This window comes from Oleiharenicola lentus, from assembly GCF_004118375.1.
Classification (GTDB): domain Bacteria; phylum Verrucomicrobiota; class Verrucomicrobiia; order Opitutales; family Opitutaceae; genus Lacunisphaera; species Lacunisphaera lenta.
This window is the reverse complement of the sequence record NZ_SDHX01000002.1, coordinates 1,000,602-1,025,705: the sequence shown is the minus strand read 5'-3', so window position 1 is coordinate 1,025,705 and position 25,104 is coordinate 1,000,602. Positions and strand designations below refer to the sequence as shown.

Annotated in this window: 24 protein-coding genes; 14 read left to right on the top strand and 10 right to left on the bottom strand. The window is 67.2% G+C overall.

Going from position 1 to position 25,104, the window contains the following annotated elements; all coding sequences use genetic code 11:
- Window positions 1-11: 11 nt before the first annotated feature.
- From ESB00_RS17970 to ppnP, 3 genes are all read right to left on the bottom strand, one after another.
- Window positions 12-533, bottom strand: coding sequence for an FKBP-type peptidyl-prolyl cis-trans isomerase (locus ESB00_RS17970; protein ID WP_129049402.1), 522 nt, complete (start codon window positions 531-533; stop codon window positions 12-14).
- A gap of 14 nt (window positions 534-547) precedes the next feature.
- Window positions 548-1,696 carry a peptidylprolyl isomerase gene (locus ESB00_RS17965; RefSeq protein WP_129049400.1) on the bottom strand — a complete coding sequence of 383 codons (1,149 nt, stop codon included), beginning with the start codon at window positions 1,694-1,696 and terminating at the stop codon, window positions 548-550.
- A gap of 93 nt (window positions 1,697-1,789) precedes the next feature.
- A complete protein-coding gene (gene ppnP, locus ESB00_RS17960; RefSeq protein ID WP_129049398.1) occupies window positions 1,790-2,113 on the bottom strand; it encodes a pyrimidine/purine nucleoside phosphorylase in 324 nt (107 codons plus the stop codon).
- A gap of 215 nt (window positions 2,114-2,328) precedes the next feature.
- Here ppnP and ESB00_RS17955 point away from each other — a divergent pair, with 215 nt between their 5' ends.
- The 3 genes from ESB00_RS17955 to ESB00_RS17945 all read left to right on the top strand — a co-directional run bounded on the left by ESB00_RS17955 (window position 2,329) and on the right by ESB00_RS17945 (window position 6,091).
- On the top strand, window positions 2,329-3,009 hold the full coding sequence (locus tag ESB00_RS17955; protein ID WP_129049396.1) for a hypothetical protein: 681 nt from the start codon (window positions 2,329-2,331) through the stop codon (window positions 3,007-3,009).
- Window positions 3,010-3,066: 57 nt separating this feature from the next.
- Entirely contained in the window at window positions 3,067-3,489 is a 423-nt protein-coding gene (locus tag ESB00_RS17950) for a VOC family protein (protein ID WP_129049394.1), read from the top strand.
- Between the two features lie 64 nt (window positions 3,490-3,553).
- The gene (locus tag ESB00_RS17945; protein WP_129049392.1) at window positions 3,554-6,091 is read left to right on the top strand and encodes a hypothetical protein; all 2,538 of its coding nucleotides are present in this window, start codon (window positions 3,554-3,556) and stop codon (window positions 6,089-6,091) included.
- A gap of 110 nt (window positions 6,092-6,201) precedes the next feature.
- On the opposite strand, the gene ESB00_RS17940 is transcribed toward ESB00_RS17945, so the two are convergent.
- Both ESB00_RS17940 and ESB00_RS17935 read right to left on the bottom strand, forming a co-directional pair.
- Window positions 6,202-7,071, bottom strand: a complete 870-nt coding sequence (locus tag ESB00_RS17940; RefSeq protein WP_129049390.1) for an NAD(P)-dependent oxidoreductase — start codon at window positions 7,069-7,071, stop codon at window positions 6,202-6,204.
- A 101-nt stretch (window positions 7,072-7,172) separates the two neighbouring features.
- A complete protein-coding gene (locus ESB00_RS17935; protein WP_129049388.1) occupies window positions 7,173-7,814 on the bottom strand; it encodes an HAD family hydrolase in 642 nt (213 codons plus the stop codon).
- Between the two features lie 142 nt (window positions 7,815-7,956).
- On the opposite strand from ESB00_RS17935, the gene ESB00_RS17930 reads away from it, so the two are divergent.
- The 7 genes from ESB00_RS17930 (at window position 7,957) to ESB00_RS17900 (ending at window position 13,242) form a co-directional block, all read left to right on the top strand.
- Window positions 7,957-8,448, top strand: coding sequence for a DUF2721 domain-containing protein (locus ESB00_RS17930; protein ID WP_164976301.1), 492 nt, complete (start codon window positions 7,957-7,959; stop codon window positions 8,446-8,448).
- Entirely contained in the window at window positions 8,445-9,140 is a 696-nt protein-coding gene (locus ESB00_RS17925; protein ID WP_129049383.1) for a TylF/MycF/NovP-related O-methyltransferase, read from the top strand. Before ESB00_RS17930 ends, ESB00_RS17925 begins: the two co-directional genes overlap by 4 nt.
- A 48-nt stretch (window positions 9,141-9,188) precedes the next feature.
- The gene (locus tag ESB00_RS17920; protein WP_129049381.1) at window positions 9,189-10,316 is read left to right on the top strand and encodes an MlaE family ABC transporter permease; all 1,128 of its coding nucleotides are present in this window, start codon (window positions 9,189-9,191) and stop codon (window positions 10,314-10,316) included.
- Between the two features lie 4 nt (window positions 10,317-10,320).
- Window positions 10,321-11,115, top strand: coding sequence for an ABC transporter ATP-binding protein (locus ESB00_RS17915; protein WP_129049378.1), 795 nt, complete (start codon window positions 10,321-10,323; stop codon window positions 11,113-11,115).
- Window positions 11,116-11,246: 131 nt separating this feature from the next.
- The gene (locus ESB00_RS17910; protein WP_129049376.1) at window positions 11,247-12,251 is read left to right on the top strand and encodes an MlaD family protein; all 1,005 of its coding nucleotides are present in this window, start codon (window positions 11,247-11,249) and stop codon (window positions 12,249-12,251) included.
- Between the two features lie 33 nt (window positions 12,252-12,284).
- The gene (locus ESB00_RS17905) at window positions 12,285-12,851 is read left to right on the top strand and encodes a PqiC family protein (RefSeq protein ID WP_129049373.1); all 567 of its coding nucleotides are present in this window, start codon (window positions 12,285-12,287) and stop codon (window positions 12,849-12,851) included.
- An 85-nt stretch (window positions 12,852-12,936) separates the two neighbouring features.
- Complete coding sequence (locus ESB00_RS17900) at window positions 12,937-13,242, top strand: hypothetical protein (protein ID WP_129049371.1); 306 nt, start codon at window positions 12,937-12,939, stop codon at window positions 13,240-13,242.
- Window positions 13,243-13,323: 81 nt separating this feature from the next.
- Here ESB00_RS17900 and ESB00_RS17895 read toward each other — a convergent pair whose 3' ends face one another.
- Window positions 13,324-14,547 (bottom strand): LL-diaminopimelate aminotransferase, encoded by a 1,224-nt coding sequence (locus ESB00_RS17895; protein WP_129049369.1) that lies wholly within the window; start codon window positions 14,545-14,547, stop codon window positions 13,324-13,326.
- A gap of 181 nt (window positions 14,548-14,728) precedes the next feature.
- On the opposite strand from ESB00_RS17895, the gene panC reads away from it, so the two are divergent.
- The 3 genes from panC (at window position 14,729) to ESB00_RS17880 (ending at window position 19,478) form a co-directional block, all read left to right on the top strand.
- Complete coding sequence (gene panC / locus ESB00_RS17890) at window positions 14,729-15,571, top strand: pantoate--beta-alanine ligase (RefSeq protein ID WP_129049367.1); 843 nt, start codon at window positions 14,729-14,731, stop codon at window positions 15,569-15,571.
- A 447-nt stretch (window positions 15,572-16,018) separates the two neighbouring features.
- Complete coding sequence (locus ESB00_RS17885) at window positions 16,019-16,987, top strand: 2-dehydropantoate 2-reductase (RefSeq protein WP_129049365.1); 969 nt, start codon at window positions 16,019-16,021, stop codon at window positions 16,985-16,987.
- Window positions 16,988-17,192: 205 nt separating this feature from the next.
- Window positions 17,193-19,478, top strand: a complete 2,286-nt coding sequence (locus ESB00_RS17880) for an OPT family oligopeptide transporter (RefSeq protein WP_129049363.1) — start codon at window positions 17,193-17,195, stop codon at window positions 19,476-19,478.
- Between the two features lie 76 nt (window positions 19,479-19,554).
- Here ESB00_RS17880 and ESB00_RS17875 read toward each other — a convergent pair whose 3' ends face one another.
- From ESB00_RS17875 to ESB00_RS19770, 3 genes are read right to left on the bottom strand one after another with little or no spacing between them, the layout of a single operon-like run.
- Entirely contained in the window at window positions 19,555-20,637 is a 1,083-nt protein-coding gene (locus ESB00_RS17875) for a cupin domain-containing protein (protein ID WP_164976300.1), read from the bottom strand.
- A gap of 59 nt (window positions 20,638-20,696) precedes the next feature.
- A complete protein-coding gene (locus ESB00_RS17870; protein ID WP_129049358.1) occupies window positions 20,697-21,080 on the bottom strand; it encodes a type II toxin-antitoxin system death-on-curing family toxin in 384 nt (127 codons plus the stop codon).
- A complete protein-coding gene (locus ESB00_RS19770) occupies window positions 21,077-21,253 on the bottom strand; it encodes a hypothetical protein (protein ID WP_164976299.1) in 177 nt (58 codons plus the stop codon). Before ESB00_RS19770 ends, ESB00_RS17870 begins: the two co-directional genes overlap by 4 nt.
- Before the next feature lie 142 nt (window positions 21,254-21,395).
- Here ESB00_RS19770 and ESB00_RS17865 point away from each other — a divergent pair, with 142 nt between their 5' ends.
- The gene (locus ESB00_RS17865) at window positions 21,396-22,016 is read left to right on the top strand and encodes a GreA/GreB family elongation factor (RefSeq protein WP_129049355.1); all 621 of its coding nucleotides are present in this window, start codon (window positions 21,396-21,398) and stop codon (window positions 22,014-22,016) included.
- A 109-nt stretch (window positions 22,017-22,125) separates the two neighbouring features.
- Here ESB00_RS17865 and gcvP read toward each other — a convergent pair whose 3' ends face one another.
- Complete coding sequence (gene gcvP / locus ESB00_RS17860; protein WP_129049353.1) at window positions 22,126-25,008, bottom strand: aminomethyl-transferring glycine dehydrogenase; 2,883 nt, start codon at window positions 25,006-25,008, stop codon at window positions 22,126-22,128.
- Window positions 25,009-25,104 lie beyond the last annotated feature (96 nt).

Sequence of the window (25,104 nt, the reverse complement as noted above, 5' to 3'; positions counted from 1 at the left end):
CAATCCTGCCTTTACCGGATCTCCAGCAGCTCGACCTCGAAGCGCAGGGTCGCGCGCGGCGGGATCATGCCTTTGCCCTGCTCGCCGTAGCCGAGCCACCACGGGATCAGCAGCGTGCGCTTCTCGCCCTTTTTCATGCCTTGAAAAGCCTCGTCCCACCCCTTGATGACGGCGCCGGTGCCGACGCGGAAGGCGAAGGGCGCGCCGCGGTCGCGCGAGCTGTCGAATTTCCGGCCGTCGAGCAGGTAGCCTTCGTAGTGCGCGAGGACCTGCGCACCGAGCGAGGGGGGCTGGCCCTCGCCGGGCTGGCGCACGAGGTAGCGGAGGCCCGAGGGATTCACATGCGCGGTGCCGTATTGCTCGCGGAGCACGGCGGCGTCGGCCTCGCTGAGCTGCGGGTTCTCCAGCACCTGCCGCATGTATTTGTTGGCGGGTTCACCGGGATCGGCGCGGCGGAACACACCGGTGCGGGCCTGCCAGGCGATGAAGATCAGGATAACGCCGAGGATGAGAAGGATGCCGTAGGTGCGCATGCGACCGGACAATCTCAGCGCTTCGGCTCAAAACGCAACAGCAGCGCGTCGAGCAGGGCGTCCACCTGCAGTTTGAGGTGCTGGGCCGGTGGCGGCGGCTCGCGGCCGGATTTTTCCGCCGACGCTTTCTGGGCGGCGTAGGCTTCATCACCGGCTTTGAGCGCGGCGGTGAGGAGCGCCTCCTTGGCGTCATGCAGCTTGCCGCCCTCGCCGAGGTCGCCGTCGGCGACCGGCCGGCCGAGGAAGACCGGCACGAGGTCGTCGCCGATCCACACGCGCCAATCGTCGGGCGCGAAGAACGCGACCAGCACGCCGTCGCGGACCGTGCCGAGCTTGGTGGCGAGCGCTTTCATGTAAGCCCCGGCCAGCTCGTCCTCCGCCGCGGGCGGCGCCGAGCCGGAGAGGCGGGCGAAGATCTTCCGGCCGGTGGCGCGCTCGTAGTTGGCGAGTTTGAAGTTGAAGGCCTTCGCGCGCGGGGGCTCGGCGGGGATCAGCTTGTCGGGATCGTCGAAGTGCGCGGTCGGGCCGGGCTCGGCGGCGCCGGAATACTTCTTCGCCTTGGCCACGAGGGCCTGGAAGGTCGCTGCGTCGGCCTGGAAGGCCCGCGCGGCCTCGCCGACGCGGATGATGCGGATGCTGAAGGGATCGTCCGCCTGCACCAGGGGCAGCACCTCGAGCCCGAGGTGCACGCGGCCGAAGACGCTGTGCAGGTAGTTCAGGCGCGTGCTGTCGCCGAGTGTGACAAAGAACTGCGTCGAGTTGGTGTCGGGCCCCGCGTTGGCCATCGAGAGCACGCCGGCGGCATCGTGGTGCCGGCCGGGGACAAATTCATCGGGAAACGTGTAGTGCGCGGTGTCCTTGTCGTTGTCGCGATTGGCGTAGTGGTCCGGGTCCCCGCCTTGGATCACAAAGCCCGGCACCACGCGGAACCACTTGAGGCCGGTGTAGAACGGCTGGCCGTCGCGCGCGGCGATCGTGCCCTCGGCGAGACCAACGAAGCTCGTGACGGTCATCGGGACGCGCTGGTAGTCGAGTTCGGCGACGAACACGCCGCGCGGCGTGGTGAACTCGGCGTAGAGGCCGGGGCCGAGCGGTTCGGTGGCCGGCAGGAGGGTCGCGCACAGGGCGAGGGCGAGGAACGCGAGCGGTTTCAGAAAGCGCATGGCGTTACCATAGCCTGACGCGGCCGGCCGGCCAGTCCGGATTGGGTCGGGGAGGAGCCTGCGCTCCGCGCGGGCTCCTCCTGCCGGTTCAGTTTACAGGAACGAGCAGATGTATTCGCAGAGGCCGGACTTCACCTCGATGGTGAAGCCGCTCTTGCCGGGCACGTCAAAGTAGGTGCCGGCGGCGTAGTCCTTCACCGCGGTCGAGCCGTCGAGCGTCACGCGGCAGGCGCCGGCGACGATCTCCATGCGCTCGGGCGCGCCCGTGCCGAAGTGGTAGCTGCCGGGGTAGATGAGCCCGAGGGTCTTCTTGGCACTGTCGGGCATCAGCACGGTGTGGCTGACGACCTTGCCGTCGAAATAGACGTTGGCCTTGGTGTGGACGGTGACGCCGGTGAACTGGGTGGGGAGGGACATGGGAGCGCAAGTGAGAGTGCAAGGGCGGCCGGGAGTCAATCGCGCGTGAAGCGGTTTCACGGATGGGACGGGCCGGTTGCACGGGCGGGAACCGATGGCGGGCCGGCTTATGACGCTCGTGCGAATCATCGCGAGCACGTGGCGGTTGGTCGCGACCGGGGCGCGCCCGGTCGCAAACGCAAAACTCCGGTGCGGCGAATGCGTTTTGCCCGGTGATGATCCCGTCCCGTCTCTGGTGTTTGCTCATCGCGCTGCTGTTGCCGGCGGCGCTGGGGGCCGGGTCGTTGGAGTCTGCCTTCCAGGCCCGGGCCATGCTCGGCCCGGGCGTGTGGTCGCAGGTCCTGCGGCTGGAAAACGAACGGCCCGGCCGCGGCAGCCGATATCCCGCGGAATTTCACGGGCTGCTGGTGGAATTTCAGGGCATCCTCTGGCTCTACACCGAGTTTGACGGCACGCAGTCGCTCTCGCGTTATGCTGGGCGCACGGAAGCCGACCGCGCTGATCTCGCGCCGTTGCTGCGCGCGGTCGAGCCGGGGCTGGGGCGTTACACGGCGGTGGCCGGCGGTCCGCCCTTCGGCACGCTGGCGCGTCCGCCGCCTTATCACTGCTTCCTCGCGGCGGTGGCGCGATGGCAACGTTTGCAAGCCGAGCCGAACCCGCCCACACGCGCGCGCTTGCTGGCGATTTATCCGGAGCGGGCGCGCCAGGGGCACATGGTGCTGGAATACTGGCGCGACGGCCGGCGCTACGTGTTCGATCCCGAGCACCCCGCCAAGGACCAGGAACTCTCCGCGAAGCTCGCCGAGGATCCGCTCAAGGTCGCGCTCTCTCTCTACCGGCTTGATCCCCGGCCCAAGCCCGTCCGCGCGATGACGCTCGAGCTGGACGGGGCGTGACATTTGCGGGTTGGCACCACGCAACCAAAGAACAGACTGCGGTTCCTCCCGTCTGTCATGAACGCCGCGCCCGTCAAAAGCATCCGGCAGATCGCCCTGACCACGAAGAGCGTGCCGGCCCTGGTTGCCTTCTATCGCGATGTCGTGGAGCTGAAGCATCTCTTCGATGCCGGACCGAACCTCTCGTTCTTCGACGTGGGCGGCGTGCGGCTCATGCTCACGCTGCCGTCGTCGCCGGAGCTCGATCACGCGCCATCGCTGTTTTACTACCTGGTGGACGACATTGACGCAGCTCACGCAACGCTCAAGTCCCGCGGAGCCCGCGAAGAACGCCCGCCCGGGTTGACGGCCAAGATGCCCGATCACGAGCTGTGGACCTCGTTTTTCCGCGACCCCGACGGGAACCTGTTTGCGCTGATGTGCGAAAAAGACCGGTGGCCTGAGGAACGGGCTAAGGGCGGGGCTGTTCCAACGTTGTGATGCTGCCCCGGCTTGCGCGCGGTGCCGGACTTTGCCTTGCTGCGGCGCGACGGGCCAAAACGTCATGAACCCCAAAATCATCCTGCTGGCGGCGTTGCTGGCAACCGTCGCCGCCGGTGCCGGTTATTTCCTTGGCTCGCGCAAACCGGCTACTGCGACCAGTCCCTCGCTCGCCGCGGCTGATTCCCCGGCCCGGGCGGTGACGCCCCTGCCCAAGCCCGTCCTCACCGACGCGCCGCTCAAGCGCCTCGACCTCACCCGCAGGCCGTCGGTGGCGGAGGTGACTCCCCTCGTCGAGCACGCCGCCCAAACCGGGCGTTGGAGCATGAACAAGCGTTGGGAAATCATCATCAACTCGCTGGAGTCGCCGGATTTTCCCCCGCTGCTGGCCGTGCTGGCCAAACACGGCCCCTCCCTCGCCAAGAACCAGCTGACCGTCGCCTTTTATTCGCGCTGGGCGGAGTGCGATGCGGCGGCGGCGCTGGCGCACGCCGAAAAAACCCCGGTCGAATCCGAGCGCGAGCAGGCGTTGGCGGCGGTCTTCCATGGCTGGGCCTACACCGATCCCCGGCCGCTGGCCGATTGGGCGCTGAAACTGCCTGCCGGCCGCACGCGCGACCAGGCCGTGTCCGCCGCCCTTGCGCAGCTCGCCGACGATGATCCGGCGGCGATGTTTGCGCTCGCCGAACAGGCCGGTGTCGCCGGACGCGCTGATTTTGATCAGAGCGGACTTTACCGCTCGTGGGCGGCGTCGAATCCCGCCGAGGCGGCCGCCAGCGCCGCCTCCCTCACGGGCCAGGCCCGGCGCGATGCCTACGTGGGCATCGCGCAGATTTGGGCGCAGCGCGATCCCGCCGCCGCCGCGCGCTGGGCCGCCTCGCTGGACAACACCCAGGAACGGATGATGGCCATGGGTGCGGTGCTTCACCGTTGGGTCGAATCCTCCCCGGAGGAGGCCGCGCGATTCGTCACGCAATTTGGCCCAGGCAGCCCGGGGCTCCAGATGATCAATTCGCTGGCCAATGCCTGGGCGGCCAAGGATCCGGCCGCGGCGTTTGCCTGGTTGCGCCAGCAATCATCGCCCCAGGCCATGCAGAACGGCATCTGGGCGATCGCCCACCAATGGGCGCAGAAGGATGTCCGCGCGGCGCTGGCCGCGGCCGAGCAGTTGCCGGCCGGCCAGCAGCGGCAGCAGTTCTTCAACGCCGTCGTCAGCCAGTGGGGCCAGAAGGAGCCGCGTGCCGCCCTCGATTATGCGCTGACGCTGCCCGCGGGCCAGGCGCGTTCCGGCATGGTGAACGGCATCATCAGCCAGTGGGCGCACAACGACCCGGTGCGCGCGCTCGGCGGGCTCGAGCTCCTGCCCGCCGGGCGGGAACGTGACGGTCTGCTGGCACAGGCCCTCGGCCAGCTCGCCCAGCGCGACAGCGCGGCCGCCCTCGACTACGTGCAGAAACTCCCGGCCGGCGCGGCACGCAGTCGCGCCCTGCAGGGCGTCATCCATCCGATCATCCAGGAGGACCCGCAGCTCGCGCTCAGCCTCGCCGCCATCATGCCGGCCGGGCAGGAGCGGATTCAGGTTTATCACAACATCGCCTCGCAATACGCCATGGCCGATCCAACCGGCGCCGCCGACTGGGTTGCAGGACTGGCGCCGGGCGCGTTGCGCAACCAGGTCGCCGGCATCGTGGCCGGCCAGTTGGCACGACAAAATCCCGGGAAGGCGCTGGCTCTGGCCGAGTCCTTGCCGGCGGGGCAGACGCGGCAGAACGCCTTGGTGCAGGTGGCCCTGAGCTGGTCGCAACAGGATCTGTCTGCGGCCACCACCTGGATCCGCGGACTGCCCGAAGGCGCGGTCAAGCAGCAGGTCATGGGGCAGGTGGGTTACCAGTGGATCCAAAGCGATCCGGCCGGGGCCTTCGACTACGCGGTCACCATGGCCGACGGCCAGACGCGGACCCAACTCCTCAGCCAGATCGGCCAGCAGCAGGGTTACGCGGATGCCGCCGGAGCGCTGCGGCAGGTCGAGCGCATTCCGGTGGGGCCCTCGCGCGATGCCTATTTGCAGTCGTTCATCAGCGGCGTGGCCAACCACGACGTCGAGCTGGCGGCGGAATACGCGACCTCGCTGCCCCTGGGCGACACTCAGAGCCAGGTCATTCAGAACGTGGCGATGCAATGGGGCCACCGCGACCCGGCGGCCGCGATCCAGTGGGTGGCCGCGCTGCCCGAAAGCCAGGTGCCCGCTCACATCTACCAGCAGATCACCGGCCAGTGGTTCAACGTGGACCCCGACACCGCGCGGCAGTGGGTCGGGGCGCAGCCGGCCGGCGAGCGTCGCGACCAGATGCTCGAGAATCCCATCAACCAGCTGGCCCATCAGCAGCCGGCGGAAGCGGTGCTCCTGCTGGACCTGGTGACCAATGCCGAGCGGCGCACGCGGCTCATGCAGCAGATCGGCCGGCAATGGCTGCAGCAGGACCGCGCGGCCGCCGAGACGTGGATTCGCGGCTCATCACTGCCGGCCGAGGTGCAGCAGCAGTTGTTGGTGGCGCCGGCGCCGAACAGCCCCGGGCGGATCAACACGCTGCGCCGGGGTTAGGGCGGGTGGAAGGCCCATCGCCTGATCGGCCGCGGTCCCGCGACAGGCTCGGGACCTTGAGCTTGTCGAAACGGCTCAGCGGGAGCTGAGCCCTCCATTCCGACGTTCACTCACCCCCGTTCCGCGTAGAGCCGGAACAGCGCCTGCGTGCCGTCGTCGTTGCCGCCGCGGCGGGCGACCTCGTCGTAGAGCTGCTGCGCCTGCCGGGTGCCGGGCAGGTCGAGCTTCAGCTCGGCGGCGGTGTCGAGCGCGAGGCGCAGGTCCTTGAGGAAATGTTTCACGTAGAAACCGGGCGCGAAGTCGCCCTTGAGCGCGCGCGGCGCAAGCACGCTCATCGCCACGCTGCCGGCGGCGCCGCTGCCGATGCTCTCCAGCACGCGCGCGGGGTCGAGCCCGGCGCGCCGGGCGAAGGTCAGCGCCTCGCACCATGACATCATGACCGACGCGATCGAGATCTGGTTGGCGAGCTTGCAGAGCTGGCCGGCGCCGGGCCCGCCGTGACGGATGACGATCTTGCCCATCTTCTCGAAGAGCGGACGCGTCTTCTCAAACGCCGCCTCGTCGCCGCCGACCATGATCGAGAGCCGCGCCTCGCGGGCGCCCACGTCACCGCCCGTGACCGGGGCGTCGAGGGCGACGAGCCCCTGGGCCGCCGCTGCCCCGGCGATGCGCCGCGCGAGGCCCGGGCTGGAGGTGGTCATGTCCACCAGCACCGTGCCGGGCTTCGCGGCGGCGATAACACCGGCCGGGCCGAAGTAGGTGGCTTCCACGTCCTGAGGGAAGCCGACGATGGTGAAGACGAAGTCCGCCGCCGCGGCGGCCGCGCCGGGCGTGGCGTGCCAGCGGGCGCCGGCGTCGAGCAGCGGCTGGGCTTTGGCCGGCGTGCGGTTGTGGACATGCAGCGTGTGGCCGGCGGCGAGGAGGTGCCCCGCCATGCTGCGGCCCATCACGCCCGTGCCGATGAATGCGATGGTTGCCATGCACCCAGCGCAGCACCGCCCCGCGTCCGGGGCGATGCAAAATCAGGCGAAACGTTCGAGCGGCCCATCACCAAGGATCGCTCCCTCGGCTGCGCTCCGGCCTATAAACCCAATGCGCGACTGACTTCCGGCAGACCGGCGCACACATGCGAGGCGCCGGCGGCGCGCAGTTCCGCCTCGTTGTGGGTGCCGGTGGTGACGCCGATGAAAGCGAAACCGGCATTCTGCGCCGCCTGCACGTCGAAGGGCGAATCACCGACCAGCAGCGTGGTTTTTGCCTCGGCGCCGAGCTGCGTCAGCACGTGCTGCGCGAAGGCGGGCTCGGGCTTCAGCCACGGCGTGTCGGTGGCGCCGAAGTTGCCGTCGAGAAGGGGGGCGAGGCCGAGGTGGGCGCAGACGGCGCGGGAGGAAGGACCGTGCTTGTTGGTGAACACCGCGGTCTTCACGCCGCGGGCGCGCAAGGCGGTGAGCAGCTCCTTCGCTCCGGGCAGGATCTCGGCGTCCTCGAGCATCGTGGCGTTCCAGTGGGGACGGTAAATCGCGAGCGCGGCGGCCTGCCGCTCCCGCCCGACCAGGCGTTCGACGGCGAGTTCGACGCCGCCACCAACCGCGGCGCGGACCTGCGCCATCGTCGGCGCGGGCAGGCCAAGGCGGGTCATGGCGTGCGTGTGGCAGCGATGGATCGCCTTGAAGTGGTCGATCAGGGTGCCGTCGAGGTCGAGGAGGACGCAGGCGGGAAGCATGGGAGGGTCGCAGCATCACGCGGGCCAGCCGGCGGTCGCAAACTCCAAACGCCCAAAACCAAATCCCAAACCAATCTTAATCACGGGCAGTGGGATTTCTTGTTTTGCGCTGCCGGCCCGAACCGCCCACGGTTTCGGCGCCATGGATTCCCTCTCCTCGCTGCTGCCGATCATCCAGTTTGCCATCACGCCCGTCATCCTGATTTCCGGCATGGGCGCGCTCATGATCACGCTCACCAACCGCATGGCCCGCATCGTGGACCGCACACGCGAACTGGCGGAGAAGATTCCCGACTCGGATCCCGATGAGCGCACCCACCTGGAGGACCAGCTGGCGATCATGTGGCGGCGGACCCTGATGATCCGCCGGGCCGTGACCGCCAACGGGCTCAGCATGCTCGTGTCGTGCCTGATGATTGTGGCGCTGTTCGCCGCGGCGATGTTCGACTGGAACATGCGCCTCGTGGTGCTGCTGCTCTTCGCGGCCAGCATTGTGCTGCTCACGGCCTCGCTGGTGGATTTTCTCCGTGATATCTTCATCTCGCTGCACGCGCTGCAGTTGCAGGTGGAGCGCGCCCGGCAGAAACCCGCCACGCGCGCCCCCTGGGCGACCGGCGGTCCCCGCGGGCCATGACCAACTCCCGCTGGGAAATTTTCTGGGACGGCCTGGCGAAGCGGCTGATGTTCCGTTCGCCGCTGCGTCCCTACCTGCTCTACAAATACCGCTACGCCTTCACCCCGGCCCAGCTGGCCCGCCTGACCACGCTGGCCACCGAGGCGGCGGCCGCGCCGGGGGATTTCTGCGAGATCGGCTGCTACCGCGGCTACACGACGGTCTTCCTGAACAAGCACCTCGACGCGATCGCGCCCGGGAAGCGGTACTGGGCCATCGACACCTTTGGCGGCTTCGTGGCGACGGATGTCGCGCACGAAACGGATATGCGCGGCAAGACCGGGCGCGAGGAACGCCGCGCGCTCGACAAGTTCACCGTCAACTCGCGCGCCATGTTCGAGGCCACGCTCCGCCAGAACGGCATCACGCGCGTGAGCACGCATGCGGCGGCGGTGCAGGATTTCTCGTTTCCGGCCGGCACGCAGCTGAGCTTCGTGCTGCTCGACGTGGATCTCTACCTGCCGACCGTGGCCGGGTTGGCGAAAGTCTGGCCGCTGCTCGCCCCCGGCGGGCTGATCGTGGTGGACGACTGCCAGGCTGATCACGTCTATGACGGCTCGCGGCAGGCGGTGCAGGAGTTTTGCGCGAAGCACGGCGTGGCCCCTGAACTGGTCGAGACCAAGCTCGCGGTGCTGCGGAAACCACGGGCCTGAAAAATCTGTCTGGCGCGGACGAGGCCTGCCCGCACACTGGGGCTGTCCATGCCGCCCGCCTCGTCAACGCCCGTTGCCCGTGCCGAAACCGTCCTTGAGGGCGCGGCACTGAAGGTCGCGATTGCGGGCGACTGGTCCATCACGGGTGCCCGCCCGAATTGGACGACCACCCTGGCCGGCCGCCAGCCCAAGCAGGTGCTGCTCTCAGCCGAAGGCCTGGGCGACTGGGACAGTTCCCTGCTCCTCTTTCTCTTCGAGGCGCAGCAATGGTGTCGGATCACCGGCGCGTTCTGCGACACCCGGGCGATGCCGCCAAAGATCCTGGTCCTGCTGAAGCAGATGGCCGTGTCGCACGAGACGACCGTGCCGTTCGACCGTTCGGAGAATTTCTTCTCGGCGGTGGGCGAGGCGACTTTCGACGCCCTGCACAAGGCGCGCGGGTTTTCCCATTTCATCGGCGAATGCGTCATCGGGGTCATTCGGGTGGTGAAGCTTTCGCGCCGCTTCCGCTGGGGCGACGCCTTCGAGGAGATGCAGAACTGCGGCGCCATGGCGCTGCCCATCGTGAGCCTCATCAGCTTCCTGGTCGGCGTGACGCTGGCCTACATCGGTGCCATCGTGCTCCGCCAATACGGCGGCGACATCTACGTGGCCGACCTGGTGGGCCTCGCGATGGTGCGCGAGATGGGCGCGCTCATGACCGGCATCGTGCTCGCCGGCCGCACCGGCGCGGCCTACGCGGCCACCCTCGGCAACATGAAGGCCAACGAGGAGATCGACGCGCTCGAGACCCTTGGCATCTCCGCCATCGACTTCCTCGTGCTGCCGCGGCTGCTGGCGCTGTTTGTGATGATGCCGCTGCTCACGCTCTACGCCAACGCCCTTGGCATCGTCGGCGGCATGGCGGTGGCGAGCGGCGTGCTCTCCATCCCGCCCACCGCCTACTGGGTGGAGATGCTGACCATCGTGGACCTGTCCGACCTCGTGACCGGCGTGATCAAGGGCGGCACCTTCGGCCTCATCATCGGCCTGTCCGGCTGCCTGCGGGGCATGGAGGCCGACCGCAGCGCCGCCGGCGTCGGCCGGGCCGCGACCTCGGCCGTTGTGACCGCCATCCTGCTCATCATCGTGGCCAACGCCCTCTACGCGGTGGTCTTCGACATCCTCGGACTCTGACCCCATGAGCCTCGCCACGAACCACACCGATTCCAGCCCCGCCATCGAGGTGACGGGCCTGCAGTGCGGCTACGAGGGGCGCACGGTGCTGAAGGACCTGAACTTCTCGGTGAAGCGCGGGGAAGTGTTTTTCATCATCGGCGGCAGCGGCTGCGGCAAGAGCACGCTCCTGCGCAATCTGGTCGGGCTGAACGCTCCGCTGGCCGGCGAAGTGAAGTTTTTCGGACAATCCTTCACCGCCTCTGACCTCGGCGCCCGGCGCAACCTGCTCAAGACCTTCGGCGTGCTCTATCAAGGTGGAGCGCTCTGGAGCTCGCTCACGCTGCGCCAGAACGTGGCCCTGCCCCTGGAGGAGCACACGGCGCTCTCCAAGCGCGAGATCGCCGAGCTCACCAGCCTCAAGCTCGCGCAGGTCGGGCTCACGGGCTTCGAGGACTACTACCCCGCGGAGATCAGCGGCGGCATGAAGAAGCGCGCCGGCCTGGCCCGCGCCCTCGCGCTGGATCCCGACATCGTGTTTCTCGACGAGCCCTCCGCCGGCCTCGATCCGATCACCTCGCGCAAGCTCGACGACCTCGTGCTGCAGGTGCGCGACAGCTTTGGCACGACGCTGGTGGTCGTGTCGCACGAGCTGGCGTCGATCTTCGGCATCGCCGATCGGGTGATCATGCTCGACCGGACCGCGCAGGGTATCATCGCCGAGGGCCCGCCCAACGGGCTGGCGGAACGTGTGCGCGACCCGCGGGTCGGGGAATTCCTCCTGCGCCGCGACCAGCCGCGGGTAGGAAGTAACAAGTAACAAGGATCAAGTATCAGGAAAACAATGGCCATGACCTCCCGGCACTTGGAACTTGAAACCTGTTACTTTCACGGGCGAAGCCCGGTGAAAATCCTGTCCATTTTTCCCAACTCCGCTAACCGTATCCACCCGTGAAGACCAAGCTCAGTCCCGCCGCCGTCGGTGTGTTTGTGATCGGCGCGTTCGCGATCGGCCTCATCGCGCTCCTGTCCTTCGGCGGCATGAGTCTGTTTTCCAAGCCGCACCGGTTCATGGTGTATTTCGACGAGTCCATCCACGGCCTCGATCTCGGGTCGCCCGTCAAGCTCCGCGGCGTCCGCGTCGGCCGCGTGGTGGACCTGGCCGTCCACTACGACGAGGCCGCCACCAAGTCCGTGGTCGTCGTCACCTGCGAACTCAACCGCAACGTGATCACCGACGAGAAGGGCGCGGCGCTGAAAATTGCCGGCCCGGCCGACATCCAGACCATGGTGGACCACGGCTTGCGCGCCCAGCTGGGGGTGCTCGGACTGGCGACCGGCCTGCTGTTCGTGGAACTGGATTTCGAAAACCCCGCGGAATATCCCGCGGCGCAGATCGCGACCCCGCCGAAATTTGTCGTCATTCCCGCCGTGCCCTCGGCCATCTCCGAATACCAGGCCAGCCTCAGCGAAATCCTCGCCGACCTGAAGAAAGTGGATTTCGCCGGCATCTCCCGCGAGGCCAAGACCCTGCTCGCCACCGCCAATAAAAAGATCGGCGAGGCCGACGTGAAGGGCCTGGGCGAACGCATCAGCCGGGCGGCGGAGGCCATGACCGCTTTTGTCGAGTCGCCCGAGGCCAAGCAGGCCTTCACCAACCTCAACGAGGCCCTCGTCGCCACCAAGGCCGCCGTGGCCAAGATCGACACGCAGGTGGACCCGGTGAGCGAGGAACTGAAGAAGACCCTCGCTAACGCGCAGGCCGCGCTCAAGACGATCGACTCCACGGCCGCGACCACCCGGCGCTTCGTGCAGCGCCAGGGCGATGTGGGTGACGAGATCACCACCGCCCTCCGGCAGGTCGCCGAGGCCGCCACGGCCCTCGAGAACCTCGTGAGCTCTCTCGAACGCAACCCGACATCCCTCCTCGTGGGCAAGAAGAAGAAACCGGAGTGAGGTATCACCACGAAACACACGAAAGACACGAAAATGAAGATTCGGATTTCAATTCGCCGCTGTCTGGCCCGCAGCGTTCCGCTCTCCGCCCTCAGTCTTTTTCTCAGCGCCTGCAGCATCCTGCCCGAGCCGCAGGCGGACACCGTGCGCCATTTCACGCTGAGCGAGCCGGCGCAGATGGGCCGCGCGACGGAAGGCGTGGTTGTGCGCCCGGTGCGACTGGCCGGGCACCTGCGCAACCGCACCATGGCGGTGCGCGTGTCGGCCCATGAAGTCGTTTATCTGGAAGATGTCCGCTGGGCCGAGCCGCTCGACGAGGCGCTCACCCAGGTGTTGCGCAACCGCCTGCGGGCAGTGACGACCGGCGCCACCGTGGTCGTGCAGGTGCAGCGCTGCGAACTGGTTCGTTCCGACGACAACACGGTCCAGCTGGTTGCCACCTACGCGATCACTCCCGCCGGGGGCGGCGAGGCCCAGTCGGCCGTGTTCACCGCGACCCCGCGCAAGTGGGAAGGCGGCGATCCTGGGGCCATCATCGGCCTCATGCGCGAGGCGGCCGGTGAGCTGGCCGACGCGATCGCGGCGGTGGTCGAAAAATGATGTCCGGGCGGTGTAAAAATTCTTTGCAGCCGCGCCGAGGCCGTGGCATGGTTCCGGCTAAGCAAGGACCCGCCGTCACCACGTCATGAAAACCGGATTCTCCGTTCTCCGTTTCTCGCTCAAGCAGGCCCCCGATGGCCGGCTGACGCAGGAAGTCCGGCGCTGCGGCGAGTTCAACGACGTGGAGCAGGCCTTCGACACCGCCCGCATGGAGGCGCTGCGCGAGTGGCAGGATGCGGTGAATCAGCCCGAGCTGGCCGCCAAGCCCGGCCGCGTGGTCGAGATCAAGATCAAGGACACCGAGTGGGGCTACGAGCTGAAGAAGGACCACCAGGTGGTCTCCCGCTTCTGGGTCCACGACAGCACGCCCGCCGCGATCCCCGGCGCTTAATTGAAACAGGCCGCCCACGGGCGGCCTGAATTGTGTCTGGGGGGCGCTTGGGTCAGCGTGCTTTTCCTCCGCCGGCTTGGATCACTTCAGCGCGGCGGCGATGCGGGCGAGGGCGGTCTCGACGTTTTCGCGGGAGTTGAAGGCGCTGATGCGCACGTGGCCTTCGCCGCACTTGCCGAAGCCGGCGCCGGGGGTGCAGACGACCTGCGCCTGGTTGAGGAGCGTGTCGAAGAACTGCCAGGAGTCGCGGCCGGTGTTCACCCAGATGTAGGGGGCGTTGTCGCCGCCCACGCAGCTGAAACCGAGCTTCGTCATCGCGTCGCGGATGAGCTTGGCGTTGGCGAGGTAGTGGTTGATGAGCGCGCCGGTCTGCTGCTTGCCGGCCTCGGTGTAGATGGCGGCGGCGGCCTTCTGGACGGGATACGAGACGCCGTTGAATTTGGTCGAGTGGCGACGGTTCCAGAGGGCGTGGATCGGGTGGGCGTTGCCGGCGACGTCGTAGGCCACGACGGTCTTGGGGACAACGAGGTAGGCGCAGCGGGTGCCGGTGAAGCCGGCGGTCTTGGAAAAGCTGCGGAACTCGAGGGCGACGTCGCGGGCGCCCTCGATCTCATAGATCGAGTGCGGGATCTGCGGGTCGCGGATGTAAGCCTCGTAGGCGGAGTCGAAGAGGATGATGGCCTTGTTGGCCTTGGCGTAGGCGACCCAGGCTGCGAGCTGGGCCTTGGTGGCGACGGCGCCGGTCGGGTTGTTCGGGAAACAGAGGTAGATCAGGTCGGTGGCAACCGAGGGCACGGCGGGCACGTAGCCGTTGGCGGGCGTGCACTCGAGGTAGGTAATGCCCTGGTAACGGCCGTCCACATTGGCACCGGTGCGGCCGGCCATGACGTTGGTGTCCACGTAAACGGGATATACCGGATCGGGAATGGCAAGGCGGACGTCGTGAGAGAAGATCTCCTGGATGTTGCCGCAGTCGCACTTGGAGCCGTCGGAGATGAAGATTTCGTCGGACTCGATCTTGCAGCCGCGGGCGGCGTAGTCGTGCTGGGCGATGGCGTCGCGGAGGAAGGCGTAGCCCTGCTCCGGGCCGTAGCCCTTGAAGGTGGCGCGCTGGCCCAGCTCGTCGGTGGCGGCGTGCAGGGCGTCGCGGCAGACCTGCGGGAGCGGCTCGGTGACATCGCCGATGCCGAGGCGGATGATCGGCTTGGACGGATTGGCGGCGACATAGGCGTTCACGCGCTTCGCGATGTCGGCGAAGAGGTAGCTGGCCTTGAGCTTGGTGTAGTTCTCGTTGATGCGGATCATGGGAATAGGGGAGGCAGGACCAGGGACGAAGGACCAAGGACTGCCCGGCGGGCAAGGATCGTTGGAAGATCGGTGTTCCTTGGTCGTTAGTCTCTGGTCATGGATCTCGCAGGCTTGGCGGTCCCAGCGAGAGCGCTTGATAAAGGGAACGGCGTGTGGTTATTCAAGCGTCTTCCCGGTCATGAACAAGGTCACCTCCATTTCCGCCATGAAAGCAGCTGCGGCGGCCCTGCGCGCCAGCGGCCGGCGCGTGGCCCTGCTTCCGACGCTCGGCGCCTTGCACGCCGGGCATGCGAGCCTGATCCGGATCGCCCGGGAGAGCGGGGCCGCGGTGGTCGTCTCGGCGTTTGTGAACCCGCTGCAGTTCGGTGCCAGCGAGGACTACGCCAAGTATCCCCGCACCCCCGAAGCGGATGCGATGCTGGCCGAGAAAGAGGGCGTCGAGCTTCTCTTCACCCCCACGGCCGACGAGATGTTTCCCAAGGGTTTCTCCTCCCTTTTGCAGGAGGATGCGATCAGCAAGCCGCTGTGCGGCGTGACGCGGCCGGCTTTGTTCCGCGGCGCGCTCACCTGCTGGCTGAAGCTGATGAACATCGTCCAGCCCGATGCCATCGTGCTCGGTGAGCGCGACGCCCAGCTGCTGGCCGTGTTCAAGAAAACCGCCGCCGACCTGCTCCTGCCGGTCGAAATCCTCACCGGCCCGACCGTGCGCGACGCCGACGGCATGGTGGTGAGCGCGCGCAACGCCTACCTGACCCCTTCGCAGCGCGAGGAAGCACTCGCCGTCGTCCGCGCCCTGCGCAAGGCCAAGGAAATGGTGGATTCCGGCGTGAAAAGCACCGACCGCATCGTGGCCGAGGCCACGCATATCATCACGGCCAAGCGCCGGCTCCGGGTGATCTACATTGCGGTGGTGGACCAGCGCACCATGGAGCCCATGCGCGAGATCAATTCCGGCCAATGCCTCATGGCGGTTTCCTACTGGGTGGATGAAGTGAGGCTGACCGACAACATGCCCTTGTGAACACCGCCCGGCGGGCTGTGAATAACTTGTCAGCCGACGCCGCGACTCACTCTGAGTTAAGAGCCCTTGGGCAAATGTGAACAGCCGGTGGGCAGGTCGTGGGTCAGAGTCGTGAAGTCGTCGGGCCGGGCCGTTTGGCTCGCATCAGGCGCTGGCCCGCGAGAGTCGCGGACTATAAGTTTATTTATAATAGCTTGGTAACAAGCGCACTGGCTGCCGGAGTGGAGCTGGGTGGGAAGCGTAACCTTGCTGAATGAAAATGGCTCTTCGGCTTGAGGGCATCCCCCTAGGGCGGACCGAGGGAGACCAAGGACCCTGTCCGGCCAGGGCGGCGGCTTCTTTACGAAGCGGTAAACCGCCAGTGTGAAGAAATGCGAGTTTCGCTAATGGAATCCTCCGACTGTGGGGTTGAGTTTTGGGGCGGTCTTTGGGACGACTGGGGGCGTTGTGAGCACTCCCTTCCCCGACAAACCCCGCATCGCAATCATCGGCGCCGGCGCCTTGGGCTGTTACTACGGCGCGCGGCTCGTAAAAGCCGGCGAGGACGTCCACTTTTTGGTCCGGAGCAACCGGGCGGCACTCATGGCTCAGGGGTTGAAGGTAAAAACTCCCACCGAGCGCATCAGCGCCCGCAAGATCCAGGTTTACGGCTCGGCCAACGAGATCGGCCCCTGCGATCTGGTGATCATCGCCACCAAGGCCACGGCCAACGAGGCGTTGAAGTCCATTCTGCCGCCGCTGCTCAAGCCCGACACCGCCGTGCTCACGCTCCAGAACGGTCTCGGCGTCGAGGAACCCATCGCGGACATCGTCGGACCCGGCCGCGTGGTCGGGGCGATCTGCTACATCGGCTGCATGCGCACCGCGCCCGGGGTGGTGAGCTGCTCGTTTCCCGGGCTGATGACGATCGGCAAGTTCGGCAAACCCGCCGGCGAGCGCACCCAGGCCGTGGCCGCGCTCCTGCGCCGGGCCGGCGTGAAATGCAACGCCCAGGACAACCTCGAGGCGCAACGCTGGCACAAACTCGTGTGGAACGTGCCCTTCAACGGTCTCGCCATCGTGGCCGGCGGCATCACGACCGATGTCCTGATCGCCGACGAAGGCCTGAAGCTGCTCGCCCGCCGCCTGATGGAGGAGATCGTCGAGGCCGCCGCGAAGTTCGGCCATGAGATTTCCCGGTCGTTCGTGGACCTGCAGTTTGAGCGCACGGCGATGATGGGCGCTTACCGGCCGTCTAGCCTGATCGATTTCGAGGAGGGCCGCGACGTGGAGCTGGAGGAGATCTGGGGCGAACCCGTGCGTCGTGCCAAATCCGTCGGCGCCGCCGTGCCGCGCATGGAGATGCTCTATTGGCTCATCAAGCAGCGCCTCGCCGCCCGCAACGCCGCGCTGAAGGCGAAGGCGCGCAAGCGGTAGCTTCATGCAGGGCGGGGTCTCCGCACCCCGCCGCTCGATGTGGAGGGCCCGGCTCCAGCCGGGCCGCGGCACATCGGGAGATGTGCCCTCCATCAAGGAATCCGGCGGGGTACGGAGAACCCGCCTGCTGTTCCGCTCTTGCGCGGACAGATTCACGATTGCGCCCATGTCATAAGCTTTCCAGCGTCGCGGCTCACCCAACGCGATGTCCACCGAGCCTTCCCCGAAATTCGAGCCGTTCATTCCGGCCGCGGCCAAGATTCCTGAATTCACCGTCCGCGCGCTGCTCACCGGCACCCTGCTCGGCATCGTCTTCGGCGCCTCCTCGCTTTACCTCGTGCTGAAGGTCGGCCTCACGGTCAGCGCCTCGATTCCGGTGGCCGTCATCTCGCTCGCGCTGTTCCGCGGCTGGGCCAAGGCCGGCGGCCGCGATGCGACCATCCTCGAGCACAACATCACGCAGACGGCCGGCTCGGCGGGCGAGTCCATCGCGTTCGGCCTCGGCGTCACGATGCCGGCGATCCTCATCCTCGGCTTCGACCTCGAGCTCACCCGCGTCCTGCTGGTGGCCGTGCTCGGCGGGCTGCTCGGCATCCTCATGATGATCCCGCTGCGCCGGGCGCTCATCGTGAAGCAGCACGGCCAGCTCAAATATCCCGAGGGCACGGCCTGCGCGGCGGTGCTCAAGGCCGGCGCCGACGAGGTGTCGCGCGCCGCCGCTTCGCCCTCGGCCCAGGCCGAGATGGCCGCCGCCGAGGCGGCGGGCCTGGGCAAGTCGCCGGGTGCGCGCATCATCTTCACCGGCTTCGGCATCGGCCTGCTCTACAAGACGCTCAACGTCGCGTTCCGCGGCTGGAAGGACATTCCCGAAAAGGTCTTCGGCGCGCCCTTGAAAAACGGTTCCGTGGGCGCGGAGATTTCGCCGGAACTGGTCGGCGTGGGCTACATCATCGGGCCCTACATCGGCGGCCTCATGGCCGCGGGCGGGGCGCTGTCGTATCTCGTGCTGATTCCGATGATCAGTTTTTTCGGACAGGGCACGACGGTCCCGATCGCCCCGGGCGCGGTGCCGATCAGCGAGATGGGCATCGGCGAAATCCGCGGCGCCTACATTCTCTACATTGGTGCAGGCTGCGTCGCGGCGGGCGGGCTGGTCAGCCTCGTCCAGGCGCTGCCGACCATCTGGCACGGCCTGCAGGGCGGCTTGCGCGACCTGGGTTTCGCCCGCAACGGGGCGGCGCAGGAAACCCCGCGCACCGACCGCGATCTTTCGCTCAAGTTCGTGGGCATCGGCATCCTCGTGCTGCTTGGCGCGATCATGCTGGCGCCCTCGCTGCACATGAACCTGCTCGGCGCGCTGCTCATCGTGGCGTTCGGCTTTCTGTTCGTGACCGTTTCCTCACGCCTGACCGGTGAGATCGGTTCCACGTCGAATCCCATCTCGGGCATGACGATCGCCACGCTGCTGTTCACCTGCCTGATCTTCCTGCTCGTCGGCTGGACCGGCGGCACGCACTACGTGACGGCGCTCTCCATCGGCGGCATCGTGTGCATCGCCTCGTCCAACGGCGGCACAACCTCACAGGACCTGAAAACCGGTTTCCTCGTCGGCGGCACGCCGAAGCTCCAGCAATACGCCATCCTCGCCGGCGCGCTCGCCTCGGCGGTGCTGCTCGGGCCGATCCTGATGCGGCTCAACGAATCCGCGACGGTCTATGTGCCCGCGGCGCAGGTCGCGCCCGCCGGCCTGCGCACGGAGGTTGCGCGCCTGGAGGCCCGCGAGTCTCTCCACGGACCGCAGGCCCGCACCGACGCCGCCACCTACTACGCCTGGCACAAGACCGACGAGACCGGCGGTCCGGCCGGCAAATATCTCGTCAACGACCGCGGCGAGGCCGTGTGGCTCGTGGACCCGGGCATCAACGGCACGCACACGACGCGGCCCGACGGCACGGAGGTGCGCAAATTCGACGCGCCCAAGGCCACGCTCGTTTCCTACATCATCAAGGGCATCCTCAACCAGGAGCTGCCGTGGGCGCTCGTGCTCTTCGGCGCGATGATCACGGTGACGGTGCAGCTCTCGTTTGTGCCCGCGCTGGCCTTCGCTGTCGGGGTCTATCTGCCGCTGTCGGCGTCGCTGCCGATCTGCATCGGCGGCATGATCCGCTGGGCGGTGGACGCGTGGATGCGGAAGAAGCCCGTTTACGCGAAAATGGACCGGGAGACCTTCAACGCCGAGTGCGACAAGAGCCCCGGCGTGATGCTCGCTTCCGGCTACATTGCCGGCGGTGCGATCGCAGGCATCGTCATCGCCTTCCTGGCCGGCGTGACCGACAAGTTCGACGCGGCCGTGGCGAAGTGGGCGGCGGCGCACAACCCCTTCTACGCCGGCCCGCACGCCGACCTGCTGTCGCTGATTCCCTACGGCCTGCTCTGCGGCTTCCTCTACTTCGTGGCCAAGGAGAAGTTCCTCGCGCCGGCGCGGAAGTGAAGAGTGGTGGTGGGCCGGTCTCCGCACCGGCCGCGGTAGGTGCGGAGACCGGCCCACCAAGGGTTGCAACGTTCGCTCACTCTTCGCCGTCGAAATAGTCCACCTCGGCGGGGCGGAAAATATTCCGCGGCGTGCTGAAGCCCCATTTGCCCGAGTCGGGGTAGTGCCAGTAATCGGCGGGCGGGTCGTCGGTGACGAGCAGGTAGGACAGGGGCTCGCTGCCGGTGTTGGTGAAGGTGTGCGCGACGCCCGGCCGGGCCATCACGAGATCGTCGGCGCCGACCGCAAAGCGCTCGTCCCCCAGCCGGAATTCGCCGCGTCCGCCGAGGAAGAGGTAGCACTCCCATTGCAGGGCGTGGAAATGAAACGGGCAGGCGCATTTGCCCGGCGGAATGCGGGCGAGCTCCAGGTCGAACGGATGGCCGCCCGCGGTGAGCGGCGCGCGGTGCTTGGCCCCGAGCGCGAGCGAGAGCTGTTTGCCGGACTGCGCGAATTTGCCCTTGGGCGACGCCCAGTCCTCCCACGCCAGGTCGTCGAGATTCAGTTTGCGCGCGGAGAAAGGCGCCTCCGCCGCCGTCAGGGGCGGAACCCGGCCAATGTTCGTATTACGAACATTGCTCGCAACGGCGCTCTCGGGGGCAGGTGGGGCAATGTTCGTAATACGAACATCGGCGGGCATTCTCGGCTCCTCGCCGTCGAAGTAGGGGGCCTCGGTGAGACGGAAGAATTTGCCCGGCGGACGGAGTCCCCACTTGTCGGAGTCGGGATAGTGGCAGGCGTCGAGCTGAGGATTGTCGGTGATGATCAGAACTTCGAGATCGGTGTCGCCGGTGTTGAGGAGTTGGTGCGCTATGCCCGGCGGCTGCAGGAAGACGTCGCCCGGGCGGATGGCGTGGCGGTCGGGTCCGACGCGCACGGTGCCGTGTCCGGAGCGGACGAGAAACAGCTCCCACTGCGCGAAGTGGACATGAAACGGGCAGACGGATTTGCCGGGCGGAATGCGGCGGAGCTGGAGGTCGAAGGGATGCCCGCCGCCCCAGGTGCCGGCGTTGCGCACGCCACCGAGGGCGAGCGAGAGGTTGCGGCAGAACGATTGGAAGTGCCCCGCGGGCGAGACCTGCTCCTCCTCGGGCACGTCGCGGATGTTTACGGGTATCATGGGTGCTTGGTCAGGGGGTTGGCCACACGAAGCGCATAAGGCGCAAAACGAACAAGGCATCACGTCGGCAGTGCGCGGCGGAAGATTGCGGCGAGGCCGGCCTTGTCCACGCGCTTCTCGGCGATGCCGATCATGGCGTCGTAGAATTCTTCCACGGGTTGGTCCGCCACGACGCCGTTCTCCGCGAGAAAGTTAAGCGCGCTGAGCAGCCCGGTGCGCTTGTTGCCGTCGATATAAGGTTGGTTCTCGGCAAGGTGGAACGCGTAAGCCGCCGCGATCTGGAACAAGTCAGCCTGCCGGTAGAAATGCTCCTGCATGGGTTGGGCGAGAGCGGATTCGAGCGCATTTTCGTCGCGCACGCCATCGGCGCCACCGAACGCCCGCAGGGAGGCTTCGTGAATCAGATCAACGGCTTCCCTCGACAGGAAGACGGGGTCGTTCATTGGGCCAGTTTTTGCAGGACCTTGCTATGGACCCGGATCAGCTTGGCGTTGTTGGCCCGGACTTTTTCCAGGTCGGCAAAGCGGGGGCCGGCCGGAGGCTGCGCCGCGACTTTCGCCGGCTTCTTGGCGGCGTAGGGGGCCTGGGGCTCTTCGACTTTGCGCGGCTTGCTCACGGGGGCAGGATGCGACGGTCGGGTCGGGGTGTCAACCGGGCCGAGGGGCGCCAAAGTGACGGCAGCAGGCGGATTCGCCCGGCACAGTTGCGGTTGCTCCGCGGCTTGCGTTGCGGGCGGCGCTTTGCTCACTCGGCGACGCATGGCTCCCCCGCGTCGCAAAGTCATTTTCCGTCAGGCTCCGCCGCCGCCCATGACCATCTATGTGCGGAGCGGCTTCCTGCGCCGGCTCACGGAGGAATTCGAGGCCCTGAAGGTGAAGCGGGCGGCGCTCGTCGAGGACAAGATGGAGGCGCACAGCCAGGGCGACTTGCGCGAGAACTTCGGTTTCAAGGCGGCCAAGGACGCGATCCGCGCCGTGGACCGTAAGATGGATGAGCTCGACCGCTTCTACCGGCGCAACACGTTCATCGAGGTCGATCCCGCGGGCTGGCTCACGAAGCCGACGGACTTCGTCCAGCTCGGGCATGTCATCCGGATCGAGAAGGAGGACGTGGGCACGAAGCGGAAACACCGTTTCGTTTTTCTCGTCGCAACCTACGGGGAGACGGCGACCGATCCGGACAGTGGCATCGAGTGTCTCCCGCACAGCTCGCCGTTGGCCGCGTCGCTGCTGGGTCTCGCGGCCGGCAAGCCGACTCCAGTGCAACTGCCGGCCGGTCCGTCGGTCCTCACCGTGCTTTCGATCCGCAACCCGACGCAGGGCGAGCTCGACCGCCTGCTCACGGCCATCAAGCCGCCGGAGATGGAGGGTGAGGAGTAAGGATCAACCAACCGGAAAATTTCACCCGAAGTAGCTAAGAAACGAAGTCACCGACGCAGCCCTTCGCTTCTTGGCTTCGTTGTCTTAGAACCGGGATCGATCCCAATCCTCACGCCTTCGACGCTTCCGCGTAGGCTTCCATGCCGAGGCAGGAGCAGACGAGGTTGCGGTCGCCGTAAACGTTGTCCACGCGGCCGACGGCGGGCCAGAACTTCGAGGCGCGCGTGTGCTTGTCCGGGAAGGCGGCGGTCTCGCGCGAGTAGGGGTGCGGCCACTCGGTGGCGCAGACGACGGCGGCGGTGTGCGGGGCGTGCTTGAGCGGATTGTTGAGCTTGTCGCTCTCGCCACAGGCGACGGCTGCCATCTCGCCGTGGATGCTGACGAGCGCGTCGCAGAAGCGGTCGAGCTCGGTCTTGGTCTCGCTCTCGGTCGGCTCGATCATGAGCGTGCCGGGGACGGGGAACGACATCGTGGGCGCGTGGTAGCCGTAATCCATCAGGCGCTTCGCCACGTCCTCGACCTCGAGGCCGTGCTTTTTCCACGGACGGAATTCGAGGATGCACTCGTGGGCGACGAGCCCGCCCGCGCCCTTGTAGAGCACGGGGAAGAAATTCTCGAGACGCTTGGCGACGTAGTTGGCGTTGAGCAGGGCGTACTTCGTGGCACGCGTGAGACCGTCGGGGCCCATCATGCGGATATACATCCAGGAAATAACGAGGATGCTGGCGCTGCCGTAGGGCGCGGCGGAAACTGCGCCGATGGCGGAGGCCTGCGTGCCAGCGGGCGCGCTGACGGCGTGACCCGGCAGGAAGGGGACGAGCTGCTTCGCCACGCCGATGGGGCCCATGCCGGGGCCGCCGCCGCCGTGCGGGATGCAGAAGGTCTTGTGCAGGTTGAGGTGGCAGACGTCGGCGCCGATGTGGCCGGGCGAGGTGAGGCCGACCTGCGCGTTCATGTTGGCACCGTCCATGTAAACCTGGCCGCCGTGGCCGTGGATCACATCGCAAATCTCGCGGATGGGCGCCTCGAACACGCCGTGGGTGGACGGGTAGGTGACCATGAGCGCGGCGAGGTTCTTCGCGTGCTCGGCGGCCTTGGCCTTGAGGTCGGCGACATCAATGTTGCCGCTCGCGTCGCAGGCGACGGGCACGACCTTGAAGTTGCACATCGCGGCGCTGGCAGGGTTGGTGCCGTGGGCGCTGGTCGGGATGAGGCAGATGTTGCGGTGCCCTTCGCCGCGCGACTCGTGGTAGGCGCGGATGACGAGCAGACCGGCGTATTCGCCTTGCGAGCCGGCGTTGGGCTGGAGCGAGACGGCGGCGAAGCCGGTGATCTCGGCGAGCCAGGTCTCGAGGTCGCTGAAGAGCCGCGCGTAGCCGCGGGTCTGCTCGGCCGGCGCGAAGGGATGGAGCTTGCCGAACTCGGCCCACGTCACGGGGAACATCTCGCTCGTGGCGTTGAGCTTCATCGTGCACGAGCCGAGTGAGATCATCGAATGGACGAGCGACAGGTCCTTCAGCTCGAGCCGCTTGATGTAGCGAAGCATCTCGTGCTCGGTATGGTAGCGGTTGAAGACGGAGGCGGTGAGGAATTTCGAGTTACGCTCGAAATGGGGAATGGGGTCCGGGGCCTGGGTTCCAAGGATGTCCAAGACGGCGGATTCGCTGAAGCAGGCGAGGAGGGTCTGCACTTCCTCGACCGTGGTAACCTCGTCGAGCGAGAGGCCGACGGTGTAGTCGTCCACCACGCGCAGGTTCATCTTCTTCGCGGCGGCGGCGGCGTGGACGCGGGTGGCGGCGACGTTGCCGACCGTGAGCGTGTCGAAGACCGGCTCGGTGTTGACCGTGGCGCCGGCGGCCTTGAGCGCGGCGGCGAGGAGGTTGGTCAGGCGGCGCGTGCGGGCGGCGATGCGTTTCAGGCCCTCGGGGCCATGATAGACGGCATACATCGAGGCCATGACGGCGAGCAGCACCTGCGCCGTGCAGATGTTGGAGGTGGCCTTGTCACGACGGATGTGCTGCTCGCGCGTGCCGAGGGCGAGGCGCATGGCGGGGTTGCCCTGGGCGTCCTTGGACACGCCGACGAGGCGGCCGGGCATCTGGCGCTTGAACTCGTCCTTGGTGGCAAGGAAGCCCGCGTGCGGGCCGCCAAAGCCCATGGGCACGCCGAAGCGCTGGGCCGAGCCGACGGCGACATCGGCGCCGAACTCGCCCGGGGCGCGCAGGAGCGTGAGCGCGAGCAGGTCCGTGGCGACGACGCAGAGCGCGCCGGCGGCGTGGGCTTTCTCAAAGAACGCCGCGAAGTCGTGGATGCTGCCGGTCGTGTCAGGGTATTGCACGAGCACGCCGAAGACCTTGCCGGCGAACTCGTATACGCGGTGGTCACCGACGATGACGGCGACGTTGAGGGGCTTGGCACGGGTCTTGACGATATCGATCGTCTGCGGGTGGCACTTGTCGGAGACGAAGAAGACGGAGGCGTCGTGGCTGTCGCCAAGCTTCACGCGATGCGCGAGCATCATCGCCTCGGCGGCGGCGGTGCCCTCGTCGAGCATCGAGGCGTTGGCGATCTGCATCCCGGTCAGGTCGGTGACGAGGGTCTGGAAGTTGAGCAGCGCCTCAAGCCGGCCTTGGGAGATCTCGGCCTGGTAGGGGGTGTAGGCGGTATACCAGGCGGGGTTTTCGAGGATGTTGCGCTGGATGACGCCCGGCGTGGCGCAGTCGTAGTAGCCGGTGCCGATGAAGCTGCGGTAAACCTGGTTGAGGCCGGCGAGGCTGCGGAGCTCGGCCAGGGCGGCGGATTCGCCGGCGGCGGCGGGGAGGTTCAGGGGGCGGGGGAGCCGGATGCCGGCGGGCACGGCCGCGTCGGCGAGGGCGTCCACCGAGGGCTGACCCACGGTCGCGAGCATGGCGGCGACATCGGCGTCGGGGGAGCCGGTGTGGCGGCGTTCAAAGGTGTCGAGAGGGGCGAGGGGATCGCGCGGCGGAACCATGTTCGACGCTACGCAACCGCCTCCCTGCCGTGCAACTGAGTTTTGGGCCTGGGGTGGCGACATTAACTGCCGTGCAGTGACCGGTAGTCGGTCTGC

Coding starts and splice junctions, on each gene's coding strand:
- ESB00_RS17935 (WP_129049388.1), bottom strand. CDS start 7,814: ATGCTTCCCGCCTGCGTCCTCCTCGACCTCGACGGCACCCTGATCGAC.
- ESB00_RS17865 (WP_129049355.1), top strand. CDS start 21,396: ATGGCTCCCCCGCGTCGCAAAGTCATTTTCCGTCAGGCTCCGCCGCCG.
- panC (WP_129049367.1), top strand. CDS start 14,729: ATGAACAAGGTCACCTCCATTTCCGCCATGAAAGCAGCTGCGGCGGCC.
- ESB00_RS17880 (WP_129049363.1), top strand. CDS start 17,193: ATGTCCACCGAGCCTTCCCCGAAATTCGAGCCGTTCATTCCGGCCGCG.
- ESB00_RS17915 (WP_129049378.1), top strand. CDS start 10,321: ATGAGCCTCGCCACGAACCACACCGATTCCAGCCCCGCCATCGAGGTG.
- ESB00_RS17955 (WP_129049396.1), top strand. CDS start 2,329: ATGATCCCGTCCCGTCTCTGGTGTTTGCTCATCGCGCTGCTGTTGCCG.
- ESB00_RS17965 (WP_129049400.1), bottom strand. CDS start 1,696: ATGCGCTTTCTGAAACCGCTCGCGTTCCTCGCCCTCGCCCTGTGCGCG.
- ESB00_RS17940 (WP_129049390.1), bottom strand. CDS start 7,071: ATGGCAACCATCGCATTCATCGGCACGGGCGTGATGGGCCGCAGCATG.
- ESB00_RS17970 (WP_129049402.1), bottom strand. CDS start 533: ATGCGCACCTACGGCATCCTTCTCATCCTCGGCGTTATCCTGATCTTC.
- ESB00_RS17920 (WP_129049381.1), top strand. CDS start 9,189: ATGCCGCCCGCCTCGTCAACGCCCGTTGCCCGTGCCGAAACCGTCCTT.
- ESB00_RS17895 (WP_129049369.1), bottom strand. CDS start 14,547: ATGATCCGCATCAACGAGAACTACACCAAGCTCAAGGCCAGCTACCTC.
- ESB00_RS17875 (WP_164976300.1), bottom strand. CDS start 20,637: ATGATACCCGTAAACATCCGCGACGTGCCCGAGGAGGAGCAGGTCTCG.
- ESB00_RS17925 (WP_129049383.1), top strand. CDS start 8,445: ATGACCAACTCCCGCTGGGAAATTTTCTGGGACGGCCTGGCGAAGCGG.
- ESB00_RS17945 (WP_129049392.1), top strand. CDS start 3,554: ATGAACCCCAAAATCATCCTGCTGGCGGCGTTGCTGGCAACCGTCGCC.
- ESB00_RS17870 (WP_129049358.1), bottom strand. CDS start 21,080: ATGAACGACCCCGTCTTCCTGTCGAGGGAAGCCGTTGATCTGATTCAC.
- ppnP (WP_129049398.1), bottom strand. CDS start 2,113: ATGTCCCTCCCCACCCAGTTCACCGGCGTCACCGTCCACACCAAGGCC.
- ESB00_RS17950 (WP_129049394.1), top strand. CDS start 3,067: ATGAACGCCGCGCCCGTCAAAAGCATCCGGCAGATCGCCCTGACCACG.
- ESB00_RS17900 (WP_129049371.1), top strand. CDS start 12,937: ATGAAAACCGGATTCTCCGTTCTCCGTTTCTCGCTCAAGCAGGCCCCC.
- ESB00_RS17930 (WP_164976301.1), top strand. CDS start 7,957: ATGGATTCCCTCTCCTCGCTGCTGCCGATCATCCAGTTTGCCATCACG.
- gcvP (WP_129049353.1), bottom strand. CDS start 25,008: ATGGTTCCGCCGCGCGATCCCCTCGCCCCTCTCGACACCTTTGAACGC.
- ESB00_RS17905 (WP_129049373.1), top strand. CDS start 12,285: ATGAAGATTCGGATTTCAATTCGCCGCTGTCTGGCCCGCAGCGTTCCG.